This is a genomic window from Streptomyces sp. NPDC060028 (genome assembly GCF_042736725.1).
Lineage (GTDB): Bacteria > Actinomycetota > Actinomycetes > Streptomycetales > Streptomycetaceae > Streptomyces.
This window is the reverse complement of sequence record NZ_JBHWVJ010000018.1, coordinates 59,377-78,743: the sequence shown is the minus strand read 5'-3', so window position 1 is coordinate 78,743 and position 19,367 is coordinate 59,377. Positions and strand designations below refer to the sequence as shown.

Below are 19,367 nucleotides of genomic sequence, written 5' to 3'. Positions count from 1 at the left end.
CACCGATCATCATCAGCGCTGCTTATGGAGTGTGCAGGAACAATCGTTGGCGCTGAAGTGGATCCGGACCGCAGGATGATCTGCATGACCACCGCCGCAGACATCACACAGACCTCCCCCGCCTCCCGGACCGGGAAGATCGCCCGGGTCGCCCTCGTCGGCGACCGCTCCCCGCACGTCACGTCGCACGTCCGGATCCCCCTGCTGCTCGACGCGCTCGCCTCCCGCGACGCCCTCGTCGTCGACGCCTACTGGATCCCGACCGCCGACGCCGAGGCCTGGGTCGCCTCCGGATCACTGGCCCGCTTCGACGGGGTCTGGGTGCTGCCCGGCAGCCCGTACGCCAGCGAGGCCGGGGCGCTGGCCGCCATCCGGGTGGCCCGGGAGGAGGGGATCCCCTTCCTCGGCACCTGCGGCGGCTTCCAGCACACGCTGCTGGAGTACGCCCGCTCCGTGTGCGGACTGACGGCCGTCGCACACGCCGAGAACGACCCCGGCGCCGAGGACATGCTGATCGCCCCGCTGGCCTGCTCGCTGGTCGGGCACCAGGGCCTCGTACGGGCCGAGCCCGGGTCGCTCGCCGAGTCCGTGCTCGGCGCCGAGCGGTCGATGGAGCACTACCACTGCAACTACGGGCCCGAGCCGCGCCACCTGCCGGCGCTCGCCGAGCACGGGCTGCGGCTGTCGGGGCACGACGAGGACGGCCAGGTGCGGATCGCGGAGCTGCCCCGGCACCCCTTCTTCCTGGCGACCCTCTTCCAGCCCGAGTTGTCCGGGGACGGGACCAGGCCGCACCCGATCGTCCGGGCCTTCGCCGCGGCCGCCGTCGAGCACGCCGCCTCGCGCGCCGATTCGCACGCCGGCCCCGCTGCGGCGCAATAACGCGTCGCAGGACCACCCCGCTGATCGGCTATGCTGTGCATGCACATCGAACGGGTGGTCCGCCGCCCGTCGTGGTGGGTGTAGCTCAGTTGGTAGAGCACCTGGTTGTGGTCCAGGTGGCCGCGGGTTCAAGTCCCGTCACTCACCCTGTTGATCCCGTGGGGGTACGAGGTTTTCCTCGTACCCCCACGGGCTTTTTCACATCCACGGTCCGTATCCACCTCAGGAAAACGATGCGCCGAGAGAGAATCCCCGCGCTGCTGGTGGCGGCGGGCTGCGTCCTGGTGTGGGCGCTCGACTGGATCACCGTGGCCGAGCCGCGCGCCTGGACCGTCCTCGCCTCCGGCGCCCTCGTCGGCGCGGTGGCCCTGCTGCCGGGCCGCTGGACCCGGCTCTCCCTCGACCGCCGGGCGCTGCTCGCCGCCCCCGTGTCCCTCGCGGTCACCGCCGCGCTGCTGCTGCCGGACCGGGGCACCGGAGGCAGTTGGGGGCTGCTGGAGTCGGCCGCGCTGCTGGTGCTGCTGGCCCGGTGCGCCCGGCACAGCCCCCCGCGCCGGGTGATCGCGCTGTGCCTGCTGCTGTGGGCCGCGGCCGCCGCGGCGCCGTTGCGGATGCCGAGCGACGACACCGCGGAGAGCGCCGCGTTCGCCCTGACCCTGGCCGCGGCCGCGGCGGCCGGGTTCGGCGGCTACCTGCGGATCCTGGACCAGCGCCGGGCACGGGCCGTCGCGGCCGTACGGGAGCACGAGCGGCACGAACTCGCACGTGACCTGCACGACTTCGTGGCCCACCACGTCACCGGGATCGTCGTGCAGGCCCAGGCCGCCCAGGCGATCCGGGAGAGCGCCCCCGAGCGCCTGGACCCGCTGCTGCGCTCCATCGAGCAGGCGGGCGCCGAGACCCTGGACTCCATGCGCCGGCTGGTCCGCGTACTGCGGGAGCAGGACTCCGGATCCGTCCGGCCGCAGGACCTGCCGGCCGAGCTGAGCCGGCTCGTCGCGGACCGGCCGGGGGCCGTACTGGAGCTGGCGCAGACGGTACGGGGCGTGCAGCTCGCCCCGGAGGTGGAGACCTCGGTGCACCGGCTGGTCCAGGAGGCGCTGACCAATGTGACGCGGCACGCTCCGGGCGCGCGGTCCACGCGGGTGAGGCTCACCACAGACGGCGTACGCCTGACGGTGGAGGTCGTCAACGACGCCGGGGACCGGCGCGGCCACACTCCGCCCGGCGGCCGCGGCGGACTGGGCCTGATCGGGCTGCGCGAACGCATCGAGGCGGTGGACGGCGAGCTCACCGCCGGTCCGGCGGAGGGCGGGGGCTGGCGGGTGACCGGCGTGTTCCCGCTGCTGCCCGGCCTGGCAGGATAAATGGCATGAACAGGGACATCCGGGTATTGATCGCCGACGATCAGGAGATGGTTCGCACCGGCTTCGCGCTGATCCTGGGCGCACAGGGCGACATCGAGGTGGTCGGCGAGGCCCGGGACGGCGCGCAGTGCGTGGAGCTGGCCCGGCGGCTGCGCCCGGACGTGTGCCTGGTCGACGTACGGATGCCCGGGCTGGACGGGATCGAGGTGACCCGGCTGCTGGCCGGGCCGGGGGTGGCCGATCCGCTCCGGGTGGTGATCGTCACCACCTTCGACCAGGACGACTACCTGTACGGGGCGCTGCGCGGCGGGGCCTGCGGCTTCCTGCTCAAGGACGCGGGGCCCGCGCTGCTGGTGGAGGCGGTACGGGCGGCCGCGCGCGGGGACGCGCTGATCTCGCCCGCGGTCACGGTCCGGCTGCTGAGGCGGCTCGGCGAGCACCCGGAGCCGGGCCGGGGCCCGGCCCCGGTCACGGGTGCGGGTGCGGTCACGGGTGCGGGTGCGGCGGACGCGGCGGGCGGCGGCGGACGGCAGCCGCTGTCGGAGCGGGAGCTGGACGTCGTACGGGTGGTGGCGCGCGGGCTGACCAACCAGGAGATCGCGGGCGAGCTGTTCATCTCGCTGTCCACGGTCAAGACCCACCTGGTCTCGGTACAGGCCAAGCTGGGGCTGCGCAACCGGGTGGAGATCGCCGCCTGGGCCTGGGAAACCGGCGCGGTGGGCTCGACCGGCCCGGTTCGTGACGGGTCGTGACGGACCCAATTCGGCAGGTAGCAATTAGATGAATCCCTGACTGAATTCCCGTCAATAAACCCTCGTCGATTATTTCGATTCGATAACTGCGCCGCCATGAAGGCCTGGACCATTACCTCAAGGGATGCTCAACTCCCTTGATTTCATTGACAATTGAGTGTTCGTCAAATCCGGCCGACAGGTAACGGAATGATTTCTTGACGCCCACTCCCGTTTGTCCGAATTCTCCTCCGCATCCGTCTGGCAGGCTTCCGCAGCACCCGGTCACTCCGATCACGATTTGAGGTGCGCATGACAGGACGTCGCAGACGGCGGGAACACCGGCGCAAACCCCGCCGGTTCATACTTCTCACCGCCGCCACGGCCACGGCGGCGGTGATCGCCGCCGGTATCGCCTACTCCGGAATCGGCGACGGCGCCCAGGCCGCGTCGCCCGCACTGGCATCCGGAGCCGCCGCGGACGCCGCCCCGGCCGCCGCCCCCGCCCGGGACCAGGACCCGGACCCCATCGTGGGCGCGCCCGCCAACGACGGCGGACGCGGCATGGTCTACGACGGGCTCCAGGCCGCTCCCAAGGGCGACCGGTGCGCCGGCGTCTACCGCACCGGAGCGGGCCTGTGCACCCACGGCCCCGACGCCCCGCCCACGGGCGTCGACATCAAGAAGGACATCGTCCCGGCCGTCGCCACCAAGGCCGCGGCGGCCGATCCGGCCCGCCCCGCGGCCGAGGACCCGGCGACCACGCAGGACGGCGGGCGTCCTCAGGACGCGCCCGCCGCCGCCGACGCCGCAGGCGCCAAGACCGCCGCCGCGCCCGCGCCCGGCCCCTCCACCGCCGCGTCCGGCGACAAGGCCGTCGCCGCGGGTCCCGCGGGCCAGACCGTCCAGTGCGACGGCGACGGCAGCACCGGCAACCGCGTGCAGGTCGCGTACGTCCACGGCCCCGGCCGGGACCGCTACTCCGAGTACGCCGCCTCGTTCCGCAAGTGGGCGGCCGACGCCGACCTCATCTACTCGACGAGCGCCCAGGAGACGGGCGGGATCCGCCACATCCGCTACGTGACGGCCGCCGACTGCACTCCGACCGTGCTCGACATCGAGCTCCCGGACTCGGCGCTGTCCGAGTTCAGCGCGACCAACGCCGCGCTCGCCGCGAAGGGCCTGGACCGCCGGGACCGCAAGTACATGATCTTCGCGGACACCCAGATCTACTGCGGCATCGGCACCTTCAACGGCGACGAGCGGCCCGGCCAGGCCAACCAGAGCAACTTCGGCCCCTCCTACGGGCGTACGGACTCCGGCTGCTGGGGCGGCCACACCGCCGCGCACGAACTCGGCCACAACCTGGGCGCGGTCAACAACAGCGCCCCGAACACCAGCCGCGGCGCCCACTGCACCGACGAGTTCGACGTCATGTGCTACTCGGACACCCCGTACTACCCGCAGATGCGCAACGTCTGCACCAACCAGGCGTCCGAGAACATCCTGGACTGCAACCACGACGACTACTTCCACACCAGCCCGAAGCCGGGCAGCTATCTGGCCACGCACTGGAACATCGCCGACAACCAGTTCCTGATGCGCGACAACGGCGGAGGCGGCACCGACCCCGGTCCGAAGCCGACCCCGACGCCGACCAAGAAGCCCACGCCGACCCCGACCAAGAAGCCCACCGGCGGACCGGCCGTGACGGCGGGCCAGATCCGGTCCGACTCCGTCGTGGTGAGCTGGCCCAAGGTCGAGGGCGCCGCCTGGTACCAGGTGCTGCTCAACGGTAAGCACCTGACCTGGGTCCAGTCCCAGGTGCTGCGGATCTACAACCTCCAGCCCGGCACCTCGTACTCGGTCGCCGTCTCCGTCCGCGACGGCGCCGGCCGGGACAGCGGCGCCGGCCAGGCCGCGTCCTTCCGTACGCAGCGCACCGACGGCGGCGCGACCACCCCGGGCACCCGCTACGTGCTCGGCAACGGCAGCACCGGCATGGCCGCCGAGCTGTGGGGAGGCCGCAGCGGCGACGGCACCGTGCTCGTGGGGTCCCGTGCCAACGGCTACGCGCAGCAGCAGTGGTTCTTCGACGACGCGGGCGGCGGCCAGGTCCGCATCCGCTCCGCGGCCTCCGGCAAGTGCCTCCAGCCCGGCGGCGCACCCGCCGCGGGCATGTGGGTCGCGCAGCAGCCGTGCGGCTCGGGCGGCGCCCAGGCCTGGCGGCTGACGTCCCGCGGTGGCGCGGTGACCGTCACGGACCCGGGCGGCGGCTTCGCCCTGACCGTGAGCAACCGCCCCTACTACGGGACCTGGCTGCTGGAACTCCAGCGCGCCGACGGTGGCGCGGGCCAGCTGTGGACCGTACAGAAGGCCGGCTGACCGGCCGGCTGACCGCGTGACCGCCTGACCGCTCGACACCGGCTGGACGGCCGCCTCCCCCGGCCGTCCAGCCGGCCCCTTCCTCCCCCTCACCCCACCCGGAGCACAGCGACGATGCACAGACGAACCGCTTTCCCGGCCTCCCTGACCTCCCTGGCCTCCCTGGCCGCATTCGGCCTGGTCCTGCTGTCCCCCGCCGCGGCGCACGCCCACGGCGACAACGTGAAGGTGGTGGTCACCGGCCAGCGCGGCGGCCACGTCACCGCCGACGTCACCTGGGAGAACGACGGGGACGCCGTCGAGTCCGCGGTCGCCGCCACCGTGAACGCGGTGAGCGGCGACGGCGCACGCACGCTCGGGCCCTGGCGCCTGGTCCGCGATCCGGCCGCGCCGCCCGCCGGGTGGAGCACCGCCGAGACACTGCCGCCCGGCAGCTGGAAGGTGAGCGTGGACGTCGGCTTCCCGGCTCTGGGGCACGGGGACCGCGAAGTGGCCGTACCCGTGGTGGACCCGGCGCCCGCCACACCGGCGCCCGCCACACCGTCGGCGAGCCCGCCGTCGGCCCCCGCGCCGGCGCAGTCCCCGGCCGGGCCCCCCTCCCCGACGCCCGCGGCCGAGCCCGGCGCCACGGACCGCAGCGCCGCCTGGTGGACGGCGGCCGGGGTCGCCGTGACCGCCCTGGCCGGCGCGGCCGTCGGCGTACTCCTGCGCCGCCGCAGGGCGCGAAAGCGGCCGTAGCCCTCTGGGGGGAGTCCGATCGGTGGAGGCGGCGCGGGACTTCCGTACCTCCGGCCGAGGTCTTCGGACCGGGGCGGAGGGCAGCCTGGAAGGGTCCCGTGACCTGCCGTCGAAAGTCCCGCATGCCGCCCGCGCCTCCCGTCAAACCCTCCCCCACCATGGGGCACCGCATCGGTGCCCTGATGTTCGTCAGCCGCTGGCTCCAGCTGCCGCTGTACCTGGGCCTGATCGTGGCCCAGGTGGTCTACGTCTGGATCTTCCTCAAGGAACTCGCCCACCTCGTGGGCGACATCGACTCCCTCGACGAGACCCGCACGATGCTGATCGTGCTGGGCCTGGTCGACGTGGTGATGGTCGCCAACCTCCTGCTGATGGTGATCGTCGGCGGGTACGAGACCTTCGTGGCCCGGGTCAACCTCAAGAACCACCCGGACGAACCGGAGTGGCTGAGCCACGTCAACGCCAACGTGCTGAAGGTCAAACTGGCGACGGCGATCATCGGGATCTCCTCGATCCACCTGCTGAAGTCCTTCATCGAGATCACCGGCGCCAACTGGCGCTGGGAACAGACGATGTGGCAGGTCATCGTGCACCTGGCCTTCATCGTCTCGGCCATCGCACTGGCCCTGATCGACCGCCTGCTCCCCAAGGCCGCGGACCACTGACTCGGGCCTCCAGGGCTCCGCGAGGTCGCCGCCACCGATACGACCCACGCGGTCGAAGACGGCCGCGTCTGCACGGTCGGCGAGTACTGCGAGAGCCTCCATCCCGACCTCGGGCGCGGCCGGCTGCTCGACCCGGGGTCCCCGGGCGGCTGCTGGCCCGGGCGTCCACGGAGGAACTCGCCCGGGCGGTACGGGAGACGGACCGGGCGGGCCTCGAAGGCGCCGTGCGGTTCTTCGCGAGCGAGGAGTTCACCACCCGCCACCCCCGCCGCCGCCAGGTCCCCGACACGGCCCGCGACCTGCTGCTCCGGCACGCCCGCAGCCACCGCCCGGGCGACCTCGCGGTCCTGGAGCGGCGGCTGCTGCGTACGCCGGACGACCGCGTCAGACGGTCTTGAGCGCCGGGTCGGAGACGCCGGGGGCGCCCGTCTCGACGTGGCCGGCGAAGCGGCGCAGGAAGGTGGTGTCGGCGTCGGAGACGACCTTGACGTCGTACCAGCGGCCGGTGGTGCGCAGGTCGACCGTGTGGGCGACCGTGGCGCCGGCGTTGACCTTGAAGGTCTGGGCGGCCCCGCCGTAGGCGTTGGTCACCGTGAGGTTGACGGCGGCGCTGCCGGTGTTGGTCAGGGTGAGGGCCAGGCTGCCGGTGGAGTCGACGTGGCGGGCGGTGACCTCGGGTCCGGCCTTCTTGGCCGGGCCCTTCCAGGTGCGCAGGAAACCGTTCGGGCCCCAGACCGTGAGGTTGATCTGGTTGCCGGTGGAGCTGCTGGTGCTCCAGGTGTCCGACAGGGTCTTGCCCGCCTCGACCGTGTAGGGCCAGGGCCCGTCCGTGCGGTTGCCCGCGGTGCTGTGGAAGTGGGCGCCCAGGGACGGGCCGCTGGAGAAGGTCAGCGTGAACTTGCCGGTGGAGGTCGTCGCCTTGCCGTCCACGTACGGGCTGTAGCCCAGCGCACGGGTCGGCTTGCCGCCCGCCTCCTGCTTCGGCAGGGCGCCGGTGGCCGGCGGGACGGGGTGGTAGGACGGGTGGGCGTTGTGGTCCGGCGGGATGTAGCCCGCGGTGGAGGGCAGGGCCGCCGGGGAGGCGTCCGCCTTGCTGAAGTCGAAGGCGGAGGTCAGGTCACCGCAGACGGCGCGGCGCCACGGCGAGATGTTGGGCTCCTGCACGCCGAAGCGCTTCTCCATGAAGCGGATCACGGAGGTGTGGTCGAAGGTCTCGGAGCAGACGTAGCCGCCCTTGCTCCAGGGGGAGACCACGATCATCGGGACGCGCGGGCCCAGCCCGTAGGGCCCGGCCGTGTAGCCGCCGCCACCGGCGTACAGGTCCTTGGACACGTCGGCGGTGGACAGGCCCCAGGCCGAGGACGTCGGCGGGTACGGCGGCACCACGTGGTCGAAGAAGCCGTCGTTCTCGTCGTAGGTGATGAAGAAGGCGGTCTTCGCCCACACCGCCGGGTTCGCGGTGAGCGCGTCGAGGACCTGCGAGATGTACCAGGCGCCGAAGTTGACGGGCCAGTTCGGGTGCTCGCTGAAGGCCTCGGGCGCGGCGATCCAGGAGATCTGGGGCAGGGTGCCGTTCACCACGTCGGCGCGCAGCTTGTCGAAGTAGCCCTCGCCCGCCTTGGCGTTGGTGCCCGTGCGCGCCTTCTCGTACAGGGCGCTGCCCGGCTGGGCATTGCGGTAGCTGTTGAAGTACAGCAGGGAGTTGTCGCCGTAGTTGCCGCGGAAGGAGTCGCTGATCCAGCCCCAGGAGCCGGCGGCGTTCAGGCCGTCGCCGATGTCCTGGTAGATCTTCCAGGAGACGCCGGCCGCCTCCAGGCGCTCGGGGTAGGTCTTCCAGCCGTACCCGGCCTCCTGGTTGCCGAGGACCGGGCCGCCGCCGACGCCGTCGTTGCCCGTGTGCCCCGACCACATGTAGTAGCGGTTGGGGTCGGTGGCACCGATGAAGGAGCAGTGGTAGGCGTCGCAGACGGTGAAGGCGTCCGCGAGCGCGTAGTGGAACGGGATGTCGTTCCGGGTCATGTACGACATGGTGGTGGCCGTCTTGGCAGGCACCCATTTGTCGTACTTGCCGTTGTTGTACGCCTGGTGCCCGCCGGCCCAGTCGTGGTTCAGACCCTCGACGAACTGCATGCCCAGGTCGTTGACCTGCGGGTTGAAGGGGAGGATGTCCTTCGTCCCGTTGGACTGGTAGAAGACGGACTTGCCGTTGTCCTGCAGGACGGGCCGCGGGTCACCGAAGCCCCGTACGCCCTTCATCGAGCCGAAGTACTGGTCGAAGGACCGGTTCTCCTGCATGAGCACGACGATGTGCTCGATGTCCTGGATCGTTCCGGTGCTGCCCTGCGCCGGAATGGCGGCGGCGCGCGCGATGCTCTCGTTCAGCATCGCGGCGGCGGCGCTGCCGCCTGCGATCTGCAGGAACCTGCGGCGGTTCAGTTCTGCCATGGCGTGACGACCTCTACGGGGTGAGGGGGGTGTCGAGGGGCGCCCCAAGAACAGCGCCCCCGGTGTACCTGCCGGAGTTGCTTGCGTGACACTGCGCCGTACACCAGGAGAACGGAACCCCTCGCGCACCGGTTCACGCCCGCTTCCCCTTCTCGGCGTCCGGATCAGGTCATGCCGAAGGGCCGGCCCCGCGAAGCGGAACCGGCCCTGGAGCAGTGGTCGTTGGTGGCAGCGGGTCAGGCCTCGGGGGTCTGTGCCTCGGGGGTCTGCGCCTGGGGATGCAGGCGCAGGGAGATGGAGTTGATGCAGTAGCGCTGGTCCGTCGGGGTGGGGTAGCCCTCGCCCTCGAAGACGTGGCCCAGGTGGGAGCCGCACGTGGCGCAGAGGACCTCCGTGCGGACCATGCCGTGGGCGACGTCCGCCTTCAGTTCGACGGCCTCGGAGTCCTTGGGGTCGAAGAAGGACGGCCAGCCGCAGTGCGACTCGAACTTCTCCGTGGAGCGGAAGAGCTCGGCGCCGCAGGCGCGGCAGGCGTACACCCCCTCCGCCCTGGTGTCCGTGTACTCACCACGGAAGGCCGGCTCGGTGCCGGCGAGGCGCAGCACCTGGTACTCGGACGGGGTCAGCTCCGCCTGCCACTGCTCGTCCGTCTTCTCGACCTCGTACGACATGACTCTCCCGCTCCCTCGGATCTTCAGCTCGACAGTCGGGCGAGGATGTCCGGACCGAGGTCCGTGACGTCGCCCGCGCCCATCGTGAGAACGAGATCGCCGGGCTTGGCCATTCCCGCGATGACGTCGGCGACGGCGCCCTTGTCGTGCTCGGCCGTGACGTCGGCGCCCGCGGACCGGGCGGCCGCGATGATGATCTCGCTGGTGACCCCGGGGAGCGGGTCCTCGCGGGCGGGGTAGATGTCCAGGACCACGGAGGCGTCGGCCAGCGTCAGGGCCTGGCCCATCTCCTTGCCGAGCTCCTGGGTGCGGGAGAAGAGGTGGGGCTGGAAGACGACCAGGATCCGCGAGTCCCCGGCGGCGCCGCGGATGGCTTCCAGGTCGGCGGTCATCTCGGTGGGGTGGTGCGCGTAGGAGTCGATGACCTGTACGCCGGCCGCCTCGCCCTTGAGCTGGAGGCGGCGCTTGACCCCGGTGTACTTGCCGAGGGCCGAGGCGAGGTTGTGCGCCGGGATGCCGAGGGCGACACCGGCGGCGAGGGCCGCGACGGCGTTGTGCGCGTAGTGGCGGCCCGGGACGGAGACGGTGAAGGTGAGCATCCGGCCGTCGATGACGACGGTGACCTCGCTGGTCAGGCCGCGCGGGGTGATCTTCATGATCCGGACGTCGGCCTCGGGCTCCTCGCCGTACGTGACGACGGTCAGGCCTTCGTTGCCCCGGACCCGCCCGGCGATCTCGGCCGCGCCGGCCTGGCCGTGGGCGACGACCAGGGTGCCGCCCGGCTCGATCTTGCCGACGAAGGTCTCGAAGGACTCGTAGATCTCGTCCATCGACGCGTAGTTCGCGTGGTGGTCGAGCTCGGCGTTGAGGATGATCGCGACCCGCGGGGTGTACTTGTGGAAGCTGCGGTCGCTCTCGTCCGCCTCGGCCACGAAAATGTCGCCCTCGCCGTGGTGGGCGTTGGAGCCGGGGGCGTCCAGGTCGCCGCCGATGGCGTACGAGGGGTCCAGGCCCAGGGCCGACAGGGACACCGCCAGCATCGAGGTGGTGGTGGTCTTGCCGTGCGTACCGGCGACCGCGATCGGCCGCAGCCCGTCCATGAGGCCGGCGAGGGCGTCGGAGCGGTGCACGACGGGGATGCCGAGTTCGGCGGCGCGGGCCAGCTCGGGGTTGTCGGCGCGGATGGCGCTGGAGACGACCACGCAGGTGGCGTCGTCGGCGAGGTGGCCGGCGGCGTGCCCGAGGTGGACGGTGGCGCCGTGGGCGCGCAGCGCCTGGGCGGTCTCGGAGTCCCGGGCGTCGCTGCCGGCCACCTCTGCTCCGCGCTGGGCGAGGATCTTCGCGATGCCGGACATGCCGGCGCCGCCGATGCCGATGAAGTGGGGCCGTTCCATGGCGGTCGGCAGGCCGGGCTTCATTCAGGTCGCTCCAGGATCGAGTACGTGCGGGCAGCCGGGGGGCACGGGTGCGCGGGTTCGGCCGCTTACACCCTATTCCTTGTGGGCGAAGAGCTTGAGCACCGGAACGCCGACCTTGTGGCGCGCCCGGGAGGCCCAGTCCCGGTGGAAGAACTCCTCCACGTAGTGCGGGGCGGTCAGGACGATCACCTCGTCGGCGCCGGTCTCCTCGACGACCGCCTTGAGCTTGTCGAGGGGGTGGTCCTCGACGATCTGCCCGACGGCCTTCGCACCCTTTTTGCGCAGGGCCGCCAGGGAGAGCTCCAGGGCCAGCTCGGCGGGGCCGCGGGCCGCGTCGCCCTCGGGTTCGTCGCCCTCGCGGATGGCGTCGGGAAGCTCACCGAGCGCTACGTCGTCGATGGCGCGCAGCAGCCGGTCCCGGTCGCCGCGGGGTTGCATGAGGACGACGAAGGAGACCGACTCGTCTCCGTGAAGGGTGGTGACGAAGTCCACGTCGACCGGGGTCAGCGGCTGCTCGATCATCAATACGCTCGTGAACACGGACGCCCTCTCCTTCATGGGCCGAGGCCGGCCGGCCGGCCCCTGCGGAAACCATCCTGCCCCGCTGTGGCACGGGGCCTGCGGAGATATATGTGCCCAACGGAAGCTAAGCGGAACGACAAATTCCGCCCCTTGTCAGATCCGACGGTAGCTCGTGAAGAGGAACCCGGCCTCTTCCAGTACGCAGGCCGGCGCGAGCCGGTGCGGAACCGTGACTGAGGGCCCTGCGGAGATCCGCTGGGCAGCACCGGCCGTGAGCATCGGCGAGATCGTCAGGCACAGCTCGTCCAGCGCGTCCGCGGCCACGAACTGGCCCAGCAGCCTCGGCCCGCCCTCGGTCAGCTGGCGGCGCAGCCCGCGCTCCGCGAGCACCTGCACGGCGCGGGCCGGGTCCACCGCGGCGCCGTCACCCGCCAGCAGGACCTCGGCCCCGGCCTTGCGGGCCTGCGCCATCCGGTCGGCGGGGGCTCCGGCGCCCGTGACCACCAGGGTGGGGACCAGCGGCGAGGTGAACAGCGGCAGCGAGAAGTCCAGCTCCAGGCTCGCGGTGACCACGGCGATGGCGGGCGCGGGGCCCTGTCCGGCGGCCGCACGGCGGGCCTCGAAGGCCTCCCGGGCCCGCGCGGGGCGGTAGCCCTCCTGGCGAACCGTTTCCGCGCCCACGACCACCACATCGGCCAGCGCCCGCAGGGTGCCGAAGATCCGCATGTCGCTCTCGCCGGAGATGGGCTGTGAGCGGCCCTCGTGCTGGGCTGCGCCGTCCAGCGTGGAGACCATGTTGGCCCGCAGCCAGTGGCCGTCCGGCCCGATCGCCGGGTAGGCGTACGCGTCGGCGAGCTCGTCCAGCGACCACTCGCGGTCGAGCACATCGCGGGTCGAAGCCGGGTCCGGGGCTGATGTCTGATCGGTCACAGGGAACAGGCGTCGCATCGGTGCAGTGTGCCACGGCCCGTAGAGTTGAGTGCTGTGTCAACATCACTCTCGCCCTCCGGATCCCTCTCCGGCCGGCCTCCGATAGCCGACGCGGGGCCGCTGGCCCTGTGCGCCCGCGAGCCCCGGGTACCCGCCGAACGGCTGGTGGCCGAGATGGTGCCGCCGCCCCGGTTCGACTCGGTGCGCTTCGACACGTACGACCCGGACCCGACCCAGCCGAGCCAGACCGAGGCCGTCACCGTCCTGAGCGGCTTCGCGGCCGGTCTGGGCGGGGCGCACGCCACCGGCGCCGGCAAGCGGCGGTGGTTCGCGAGGACCCCCAGGAACGCGGCTCCGGCCGGGCCGCGCGGCGTCTACCTCGACGGCGGCTACGGCGTCGGCAAGACCCACCTGCTGGCCTCCCTGTGGCACGCCACTCCGGCCGAGCCCGCGCTGAAGGCCTTCGGCACCTTCGTGGAGCTGACCAACCTGGTCGGCGCGCTGGGCTTCCAGCAGACCGTGCAGACCCTGGGCGGGCACCGTCTCCTGTGCATCGACGAGTTCGAGCTCGACGACCCGGGCGACACCGTCCTCGTCTCCTCCCTGCTCAGCCGTCTGGTCGAGCAGGGCGTGGCGCTGGCCGCCACCTCCAACACCCTGCCCGGCAAGCTGGGCGAGGGGCGGTTCGCCGCCGCGGACTTCCTGCGGGAGATCCAGGGGCTGTCCGCGCACTTCCGGCCGCTGCGCATCGACGGCCAGGACTACCGGCACCGCGGCCTGCCCGAGGCCCCGGCCCCCTTCTCGGACGAGCAGGTCACCAAGGCCGCGTACGCGACCCCGGGCGCGAGCCTGGACGACTTCCCCGGGCTGCTGGAACACCTGGCGCGGGTGCATCCGAGCCGCTACGGCGCCCTGACCGAAGGCATGGCGGCGGTCTGCCTGACGGATGTCGGCCCGGTCCCGGACCAGTCGACGGCGCTGCGGCTGGTGGTGCTGGCGGACCGCCTGTACGACCGCGAGATACCGGTGCTGGCCTCGGGGGTCCCCTTCGACCGGCTGTTCAGTGACGAGATGCTGAACGGCGGCTACCGCAAGAAGTACTTCCGTGCCATCTCGCGGCTCACCGCCCTGGCACGCGACGCGAAGCCCCTGGTGTCCCAGTAGGTTTGGTGACGCCGGCCCGTTTCCGCGGACCGGCCGTTTCCGCTTCTGCGAAGGGATCCACCATGGCTGCCACCCGCAACGCACACGCCGTCTGGGAAGGCGACCTGTTCGAAGGCAAGGGCGTCGTCACGCTCGACTCGTCCGGCCTCGGCAGCTACCCCGTCTCCTGGCCGGCCCGCACCGACGAGGAGGCGAACGGGCGGACCAGCCCGGAGGAGCTCATCGCCGCCGCGCACTCCAGCTGCTTCAACATGGCTCTCTCGAACGGTCTCGCGAAGGCGGGCAACCCGCCGGCCAAGCTGACCACCTCGGCCGCCGTCACCTTCGTGCCCGGCAAGGGCATCACCGGCATCCACCTGACCGTCGAGGGCGAGGTGCCGGGCCTCGACAACGACGCGTTCGTGGCCGCGGCGCAGGACGCGAAGCAGAACTGCCCGGTCAGCCAGGCTCTGACGGGCACGACGATCACGCTGAGCGCGAAGCTGGCCTGACCCCGCCTGACCCCGCCTGCCCCTGCCAGGGGCTCGGCGGCTCGGCTTCGGCCGCCGGGTCCCCTGCCGGGGGCTCGGTGGTCGGCCCGGTTCGGCTGCGCCGGACGGGGGCGGTACCGCCCGGGCTCGGGTCCGCGCGGGCTCCGCCTCAAACACCGGCGAGGCTGGATTTTCCCGTGCCGCCCCGCACCACGCAGGCCCGCAGGCGACCCCCCGGAGGGGCGCGGCGCGGCGGGAGCGTCACGGGGCCGGCGGCGTGGTAACACGGGGCGGTCGCATGGCCCGTACCACCGCCGGGAGTTGCAGATGTCCCTCACCCGACGCAGCCTGCTCGGCGTCACCTTCGGCGGGGCGCTCGGCGCGCTCTTCGCCGGGCCGGCCACGGCCGCCCCCGCCGCCCGCGGCTACGGCCCGCTCGTGCTCGACCCCGCCGGCCTGCTCGACCTGCCCGCCGGGTTCACGTACCGCGTGCTTTCGCGCGCCGGCGATCCCCTGCGCTCCGGCGAAGGCACCGTACCGGCCAACTGCGACGGCATGGCCGCCTTCGCCGCGGGCGGCGCCCCCGGCCGGGTCCGCCTGGTCCGCAACCACGAGAACCGCACCTACGCCACCCTGCGCGTGCCGCCCGTCGACGGCCTCACGTACGACCCCGCCGCGCTCGGCGGCTGCACCCTCCTCGAACTCGACCCCGCCGGGCAGGTCACGGCCGAGCGCGTCGCCCTCGCAGGCACCGCCGTCAACTGCGCGGGCGGCCGTACCCCCTGGAACACCTGGCTGTCCTGTGAGGAGACCGAGGACCGCACCGGCACCTCCGGCTACACCAAGGACCACGGCTACGTCTTCGAGGTCGACCCCGCCGACCCGCACCGCTCCGGCGCGGTGCCCCTCACCGCGATGGGCCGCTTCGCGCACGAGGCCGTCGCCGTCGACCCGTACCGCGGGGTCGTGTACGAGACCGAGGACGCCTTCGTCGAGCCCTTCGGCCTGTTCTACCGCTTCCTGCCCGAGCGGCCGCTCGGCGGTCTCGGCTCGCTGCGGGCCGGCGGCGCCCTGGAGGCCATGCGCGTGCCGGGCGTGGCGAACCTCGCCGTGGTGGACGAGCCCGGGGCCGAGTTCCCGGTGGAGTGGGTCCCCGTACCGGACCCCTCGGCGGCCGTGACCCCCGTCCGGCTCCAGGACTTCGGGCGGGGCGGAATCACGCACGCGCAGAAGCTGGAGGGCTGCTACTGGGGGGACTTTGGCGTCCACTTCGTCTCCAGCTACGCCCGCGGCAGCGAGGGCTCCCCCGCCGACCACCACGGCCAGGTGTGGTTCCACGACCCGCTGCGCGACCGGATCCGGCTGGACGTGGTCTTCGGCCCGGCCGCCGACGTCCAGCTCCCCGGGGACTCCCCCGACAACATCTGCCTGGCCCCGGACGGCGGGCTGATGGTCTGCGAGGACGGCGGCGGCGCGCAGTACGTGTTCGGGGTGGCCCTGGACGGCGAGGTCTACCCGATGGCCCGCAACGCCGACGACATCGGGCGGCCCGGGGCCCCGGAGTGGGGGGAGTTCGCCGGGGTGACCTTCTCGCCCGACCGGCGGACCATGTACGTCAACGCCTACCAGCCCGGAACCACCTTCGCCGTGACCGGGCCCTGGCGCTAGTGCTGCGACCGGAAAGGTTCACCGGGGCGCGCCGCCCGGTACGGCACCTCGCCGCGTTGTCGGACCGCGCAAGTACGTCCAGTACGAGACGCGGTCCTCCGCCTTGCGATGCACCGCACCGGACGACGCGCCCCGGCAAACCTTTCCGGCCACAGCACTGGTGCCGTGAGCGGACACCTCGCGCTCTCGTTCGGTCTGCCGGAGGATCGGAGGCAGACGACGGGACGGGACCGAGGTGGGTGGCGGTGGCGAAGAAGGAACAGCGCGGGGAGAAGGCGGCCCGGGGCGCCGGGAAGTCCGGCCGCGACACCCCCCTGGGCCCGCTCCTGCGCGTACCCGCCGGTGAGCGCGTCGACCTCGCCGCCCTCCGCCCCTCCGCGACCCCGGCCGGCCCCCGCGACAAGGCCGCCGGCGTCGCGGCCACCGCCCGGATGGCCGAACCCCTCGCCTCCCTCCAGGAGCGGCTCTACGCGGCCAGTACGGCGGGCGGCCGCCGCCGTGTCCTGCTGGTCCTGCAGGGCATGGACACCAGCGGCAAGGGCGGCACGGTCAAGCACGTGATCGGCCTCTTCAACCCCTCCGGATGCCGGATCAAGGCCTTCAAGGCGCCCACCCCCGAGGAGCGGAACCACCCCTTCCTCTGGCGCGTCATGAAGGCCCTCCCCCAGCCGGGCGAGATCGGCATCTTCGACCGTTCGCACTACGAGGACGTCCTGATCGCCCGTGTCCGCGAGCTGGTGCCGCGCCATCAGCTGGACCGCCGTTACTCCGAGATCAACCGGTTCGAGAACTCCCTCGCGGACGACGGCGTGACCGTGCTGAAGGTGTTCCTCCACATCAGCCGCGAAGAGCAGCGCGAGCGGCTCCTCGAGCGGCTCGACGATCCGGACAAGCACTGGAAGTTCAACCCCGGCGACATCGACGAGCGGGCCGCGTGGCCCGCGTACCAGGAGGCGTACGAGCTGGCACTGGAGCGGTGCTCCACCGAGGTGGCGCCTTGGTACGTCGTCCCCGCGGACCGCAAGTGGTACCGCAACTGGGCCATCAGCAAGCTGCTGCTGGAGCACCTGGAGGCCATCGATCCGCAGTACCCGAAGGGTGACTTCGACGTGGGCGAGTGCCGCACACGCCTACTTGCCACATAGTCATATATTTTGCGTATGTGACCATCTCAGCGCGTAGAGCGGCGGCCGTGGCCGCCGTCGCAGCTCTCAGTGCCGCCCTCGCCGGATGCGGGGGCGGCACCGGCACGTCGGACGCCGGCAGCCAGGCCCGCATGGGCACCCCCGGCGCCCCCGCATCCGCCTCCCCTTCCGCCTCCGCCCGGGCGTCCGCCCCGGCCTCCGCGTCGGCGTCCGCCCCCGCGTCCCCGCAGGCCGGTCCGCCCGGCAAGGCCCCGACCATGGCTCCCGGTCCGAACGGTCTGACCCCGGTCTTCGAGCGGGCGAAGCAGCACACCGACAAGACGGTGGCGCTGACCTTCGACGCCGACATGACCTCCGACCAGGGCCCGCGCGCCGCGGGCGGTGAGCACTTCGACAACCCGCAGCTCATCTCCACGCTGCGCACGCTCAAGGTGCCCTCGACGGTCTTCATGACGGGCCGCTGGGCCGAGGAGTACCCGGACCAGGCGAAGTCCATCGGCACCGACCCGAACTTCGAGGTCGCCAACCACTCGTACAGCCACCACGCCTTCAAGTCCCCCTGCTACGGGCTCCCCGCGCTCGACGGCGCCGCCGCCCGGGCCGACGTGGACAAGGCCTTCGCCGCCTTCCGCAAGGCGGGGGCCGTCAACACCGTCCCGTACTTCCGCTTCCCCGGCGGCTGCTACGACGACCAGGCGCTGCGGGCCCTGTCCGCCGCCAAGGTCACGGCCGTCCAGTGGGACGTGGTCAGCGGGGACGCCTTCGCCAAGGATCCCGACGCGGTGGCCGAACAGGTGCTCTCCGGGGTGAAGCCCGGCTCGGTGGTGGTCATGCACTGCACGCGCAGCGCCGCCCCGGTCACCGAGGAGGCCGTCCGCAAGGTGGTGCCGGAGCTGCGCAAGCGCGGCTACCGCTTCGTGAAGGTGTCCGAGCTGATCGGCAAGTAGCCCGGCCCCGGATCCGGCCGGGCAGGACGGCGCGCTCAGCCGGAGCAGGCCGTGCGCTGCGCGTCCTGCCACTCGCACACCGGGCACAGCACCACGCCCGGGGTCGCGACCCCGTACTCGGTGGGCTTGCCGCACTCCAGGCAGTCGGCGTACGGCGGCCCCTCCACGCGCCCGGCGGGGGTCGCCGGGGCCGGGCAGTACGACTCGCCGTGCTCGCGCTCATCCATGCCTACGAGCGTACTCAGGGCCGCCGCCCGGCGCGGCGGCGGCCCTGAGCCGCGCGGTCAGGCGTCCGCGCCGACGAGGCCGAACCCGCGCAGCCGCTCCGGGTCCGCGATCACGTCGATGGCGAGGATCTTCCCGGCCACGACGGTGAAGGCCATGACCGACATCGGGCGGCCCTCCACGACGACCGTGACGCCGGCGGCGCCGTTGATCAGCGCCGGGCGGGCGAACGGGGCCAGGCCGCCGAAGGTGACCGCCTGTCCGGCCACCGTCCGCGCCCCGTCCAGTACGACCGTGTGCCGGGACCGCGCGACGCCGCCGTCCGAGCGCAGTACGACGTCCGGGTCGAGCATGGCCACGAGCGCCTCGAAGTCCCCGTCGCGCGTGGCGGCGAAGAACGCGCTGACGACCTCGCGCTGGCGGGTGAGGTCCGGGTCCGGCGGCGGGGCCTGCCCCTGCACCCGGCGGCGGGCACGGCTCGCGAGCTGCCGGGTCGCGGCCGGGGTCTTGTCGATCATCGCGGCGATCTCGTCGAACGGCACGGCGAACATGTCGTGCAGCACGAAGGCCAGCCGCTCGGCCGGCGCCAGGGATTCCAGCACCACCATCAGCGCCAGCCCGACCGAGTCGGCCAGCAGGACCTCCTGCTCGGGATCGATCACCTCGCCGCGGCTGATCACCGGGTCGGGCATCCGGCTCCCGCCGGGCTCCCAGGACTCGTCGAGGGAGTCCTCGCGCCGCGTCGCGCGCGAGCGCAGCAGGTTCAGACACACGCGCGCGACGACGGTGGTGAGCCACCCGCCCACATTCTCGACGTCGCCCGTGTCGGTGCGGTCGAAGCGCAGCCAGGTGTCCTGGACCGCGTCCTCGGCCTCGCTGAGCGAACCCAGCATCCGGTAGGCCACCGCTTGCAGATGGGCCCGGTGTTCCTCGAAAAGGTCCGCCGGCTCCACGCTCTCCTCCACCGTGTCGGTGTTCCTTCCTCGGGTTCCCG

At 72.5% G+C, this 19,367-nt stretch carries 19 protein-coding genes and 1 tRNA gene; 13 read left to right on the top strand and 7 right to left on the bottom strand.

All coding sequences use genetic code 11. From position 1 onward, the window contains the following. The first annotated feature begins 84 nt into the window (after positions 1-84). The 8 genes from ACFWBF_RS12280 (at position 85) to ACFWBF_RS12245 (ending at position 7,166) form a co-directional block, all read left to right on the top strand. Positions 85-882, top strand: coding sequence for a hypothetical protein (locus tag ACFWBF_RS12280; protein ID WP_385599256.1), 798 nt, complete (start codon positions 85-87; stop codon positions 880-882). 74 nt (positions 883-956) lie between these two features. Beyond that, a tRNA-His gene (locus ACFWBF_RS12275) sits at positions 957-1,029 on the top strand. Between the two features lie 86 nt (positions 1,030-1,115). Beyond that, positions 1,116-2,249, top strand: coding sequence for a sensor histidine kinase (locus ACFWBF_RS12270; protein ID WP_385599253.1), 1,134 nt, complete (start codon positions 1,116-1,118; stop codon positions 2,247-2,249). A 5-nt stretch (positions 2,250-2,254) separates the two neighbouring features. Beyond that, on the top strand, positions 2,255-3,001 hold the full coding sequence (locus tag ACFWBF_RS12265; RefSeq protein WP_385599250.1) for a response regulator: 747 nt from the start codon (positions 2,255-2,257) through the stop codon (positions 2,999-3,001). A gap of 291 nt (positions 3,002-3,292) precedes the next feature. Further along, positions 3,293-5,365 carry an RICIN domain-containing protein gene (locus ACFWBF_RS12260; protein WP_385599247.1) on the top strand — a complete coding sequence of 691 codons (2,073 nt, stop codon included), beginning with the start codon at positions 3,293-3,295 and terminating at the stop codon, positions 5,363-5,365. A 114-nt stretch (positions 5,366-5,479) separates the two neighbouring features. Beyond that, positions 5,480-6,103, top strand: coding sequence for a hypothetical protein (locus tag ACFWBF_RS12255; RefSeq protein ID WP_385599245.1), 624 nt, complete (start codon positions 5,480-5,482; stop codon positions 6,101-6,103). Between the two features lie 158 nt (positions 6,104-6,261). Continuing rightward, a complete protein-coding gene (locus ACFWBF_RS12250; RefSeq protein WP_385599242.1) occupies positions 6,262-6,768 on the top strand; it encodes a TIGR00645 family protein in 507 nt (168 codons plus the stop codon). A gap of 224 nt (positions 6,769-6,992) precedes the next feature. Next, positions 6,993-7,166, top strand: coding sequence for a hypothetical protein (locus ACFWBF_RS12245; RefSeq protein WP_385599239.1), 174 nt, complete (start codon positions 6,993-6,995; stop codon positions 7,164-7,166). Here ACFWBF_RS12245 and ACFWBF_RS12240 read toward each other — a convergent pair. From ACFWBF_RS12240 to ACFWBF_RS12220, 5 genes are all read right to left on the bottom strand, one after another. Beyond that, the gene (locus ACFWBF_RS12240) at positions 7,153-9,213 is read right to left on the bottom strand and encodes a phosphocholine-specific phospholipase C (RefSeq protein ID WP_385599236.1); all 2,061 of its coding nucleotides are present in this window, start codon (positions 9,211-9,213) and stop codon (positions 7,153-7,155) included. The two genes, ACFWBF_RS12245 and ACFWBF_RS12240, sit on opposite strands and share 14 nt — an antisense overlap. A gap of 236 nt (positions 9,214-9,449) precedes the next feature. Continuing rightward, complete coding sequence (gene msrB, locus ACFWBF_RS12235; protein WP_385599233.1) at positions 9,450-9,884, bottom strand: peptide-methionine (R)-S-oxide reductase MsrB; 435 nt, start codon at positions 9,882-9,884, stop codon at positions 9,450-9,452. Positions 9,885-9,907: 23 nt separating this feature from the next. Next, positions 9,908-11,302: a UDP-N-acetylmuramate--L-alanine ligase gene (gene murC / locus ACFWBF_RS12230; protein ID WP_385599230.1), complete on the bottom strand. Its 1,395-nt coding sequence runs from the start codon at positions 11,300-11,302 to the stop codon at positions 9,908-9,910. Positions 11,303-11,374: 72 nt separating this feature from the next. After that, positions 11,375-11,842, bottom strand: coding sequence for an indole-3-glycerol phosphate synthase (locus ACFWBF_RS12225; RefSeq protein ID WP_385599227.1), 468 nt, complete (start codon positions 11,840-11,842; stop codon positions 11,375-11,377). Positions 11,843-11,977: 135 nt separating this feature from the next. Continuing rightward, on the bottom strand, positions 11,978-12,772 hold the full coding sequence (locus ACFWBF_RS12220) for a pyrimidine reductase family protein (protein WP_385599224.1): 795 nt from the start codon (positions 12,770-12,772) through the stop codon (positions 11,978-11,980). Between the two features lie 36 nt (positions 12,773-12,808). Between ACFWBF_RS12220 and zapE the strand changes: the two genes are divergently transcribed. From zapE to ACFWBF_RS12195, 5 genes are all read left to right on the top strand, one after another. Next, positions 12,809-13,918, top strand: a complete 1,110-nt coding sequence (zapE, locus tag ACFWBF_RS12215; protein ID WP_385599222.1) for a cell division protein ZapE — start codon at positions 12,809-12,811, stop codon at positions 13,916-13,918. A gap of 62 nt (positions 13,919-13,980) precedes the next feature. Continuing rightward, complete coding sequence (locus ACFWBF_RS12210; RefSeq protein ID WP_385599219.1) at positions 13,981-14,409, top strand: OsmC family protein; 429 nt, start codon at positions 13,981-13,983, stop codon at positions 14,407-14,409. Between the two features lie 306 nt (positions 14,410-14,715). After that, entirely contained in the window at positions 14,716-16,056 is a 1,341-nt protein-coding gene (locus ACFWBF_RS12205; RefSeq protein WP_385599216.1) for an alkaline phosphatase PhoX, read from the top strand. Between the two features lie 245 nt (positions 16,057-16,301). Next, positions 16,302-17,201 (top strand): PPK2 family polyphosphate kinase, encoded by a 900-nt coding sequence (locus tag ACFWBF_RS12200; RefSeq protein WP_385599213.1) that lies wholly within the window; start codon positions 16,302-16,304, stop codon positions 17,199-17,201. Between the two features lie 17 nt (positions 17,202-17,218). Then, positions 17,219-18,148, top strand: coding sequence for a polysaccharide deacetylase family protein (locus ACFWBF_RS12195; RefSeq protein ID WP_385599210.1), 930 nt, complete (start codon positions 17,219-17,221; stop codon positions 18,146-18,148). A 35-nt stretch (positions 18,149-18,183) separates the two neighbouring features. On the opposite strand, the gene ACFWBF_RS12190 is transcribed toward ACFWBF_RS12195, so the two are convergent. Together ACFWBF_RS12190 and ACFWBF_RS12185 are read right to left on the bottom strand one after the other, a co-directional pair. Beyond that, a complete protein-coding gene (locus tag ACFWBF_RS12190; protein ID WP_385599208.1) occupies positions 18,184-18,375 on the bottom strand; it encodes a hypothetical protein in 192 nt (63 codons plus the stop codon). Between the two features lie 57 nt (positions 18,376-18,432). Continuing rightward, positions 18,433-19,338: a sigma-70 family RNA polymerase sigma factor gene (locus tag ACFWBF_RS12185; protein ID WP_385599205.1), complete on the bottom strand. Its 906-nt coding sequence runs from the start codon at positions 19,336-19,338 to the stop codon at positions 18,433-18,435. Positions 19,339-19,367: the final 29 nt, after the last annotated feature.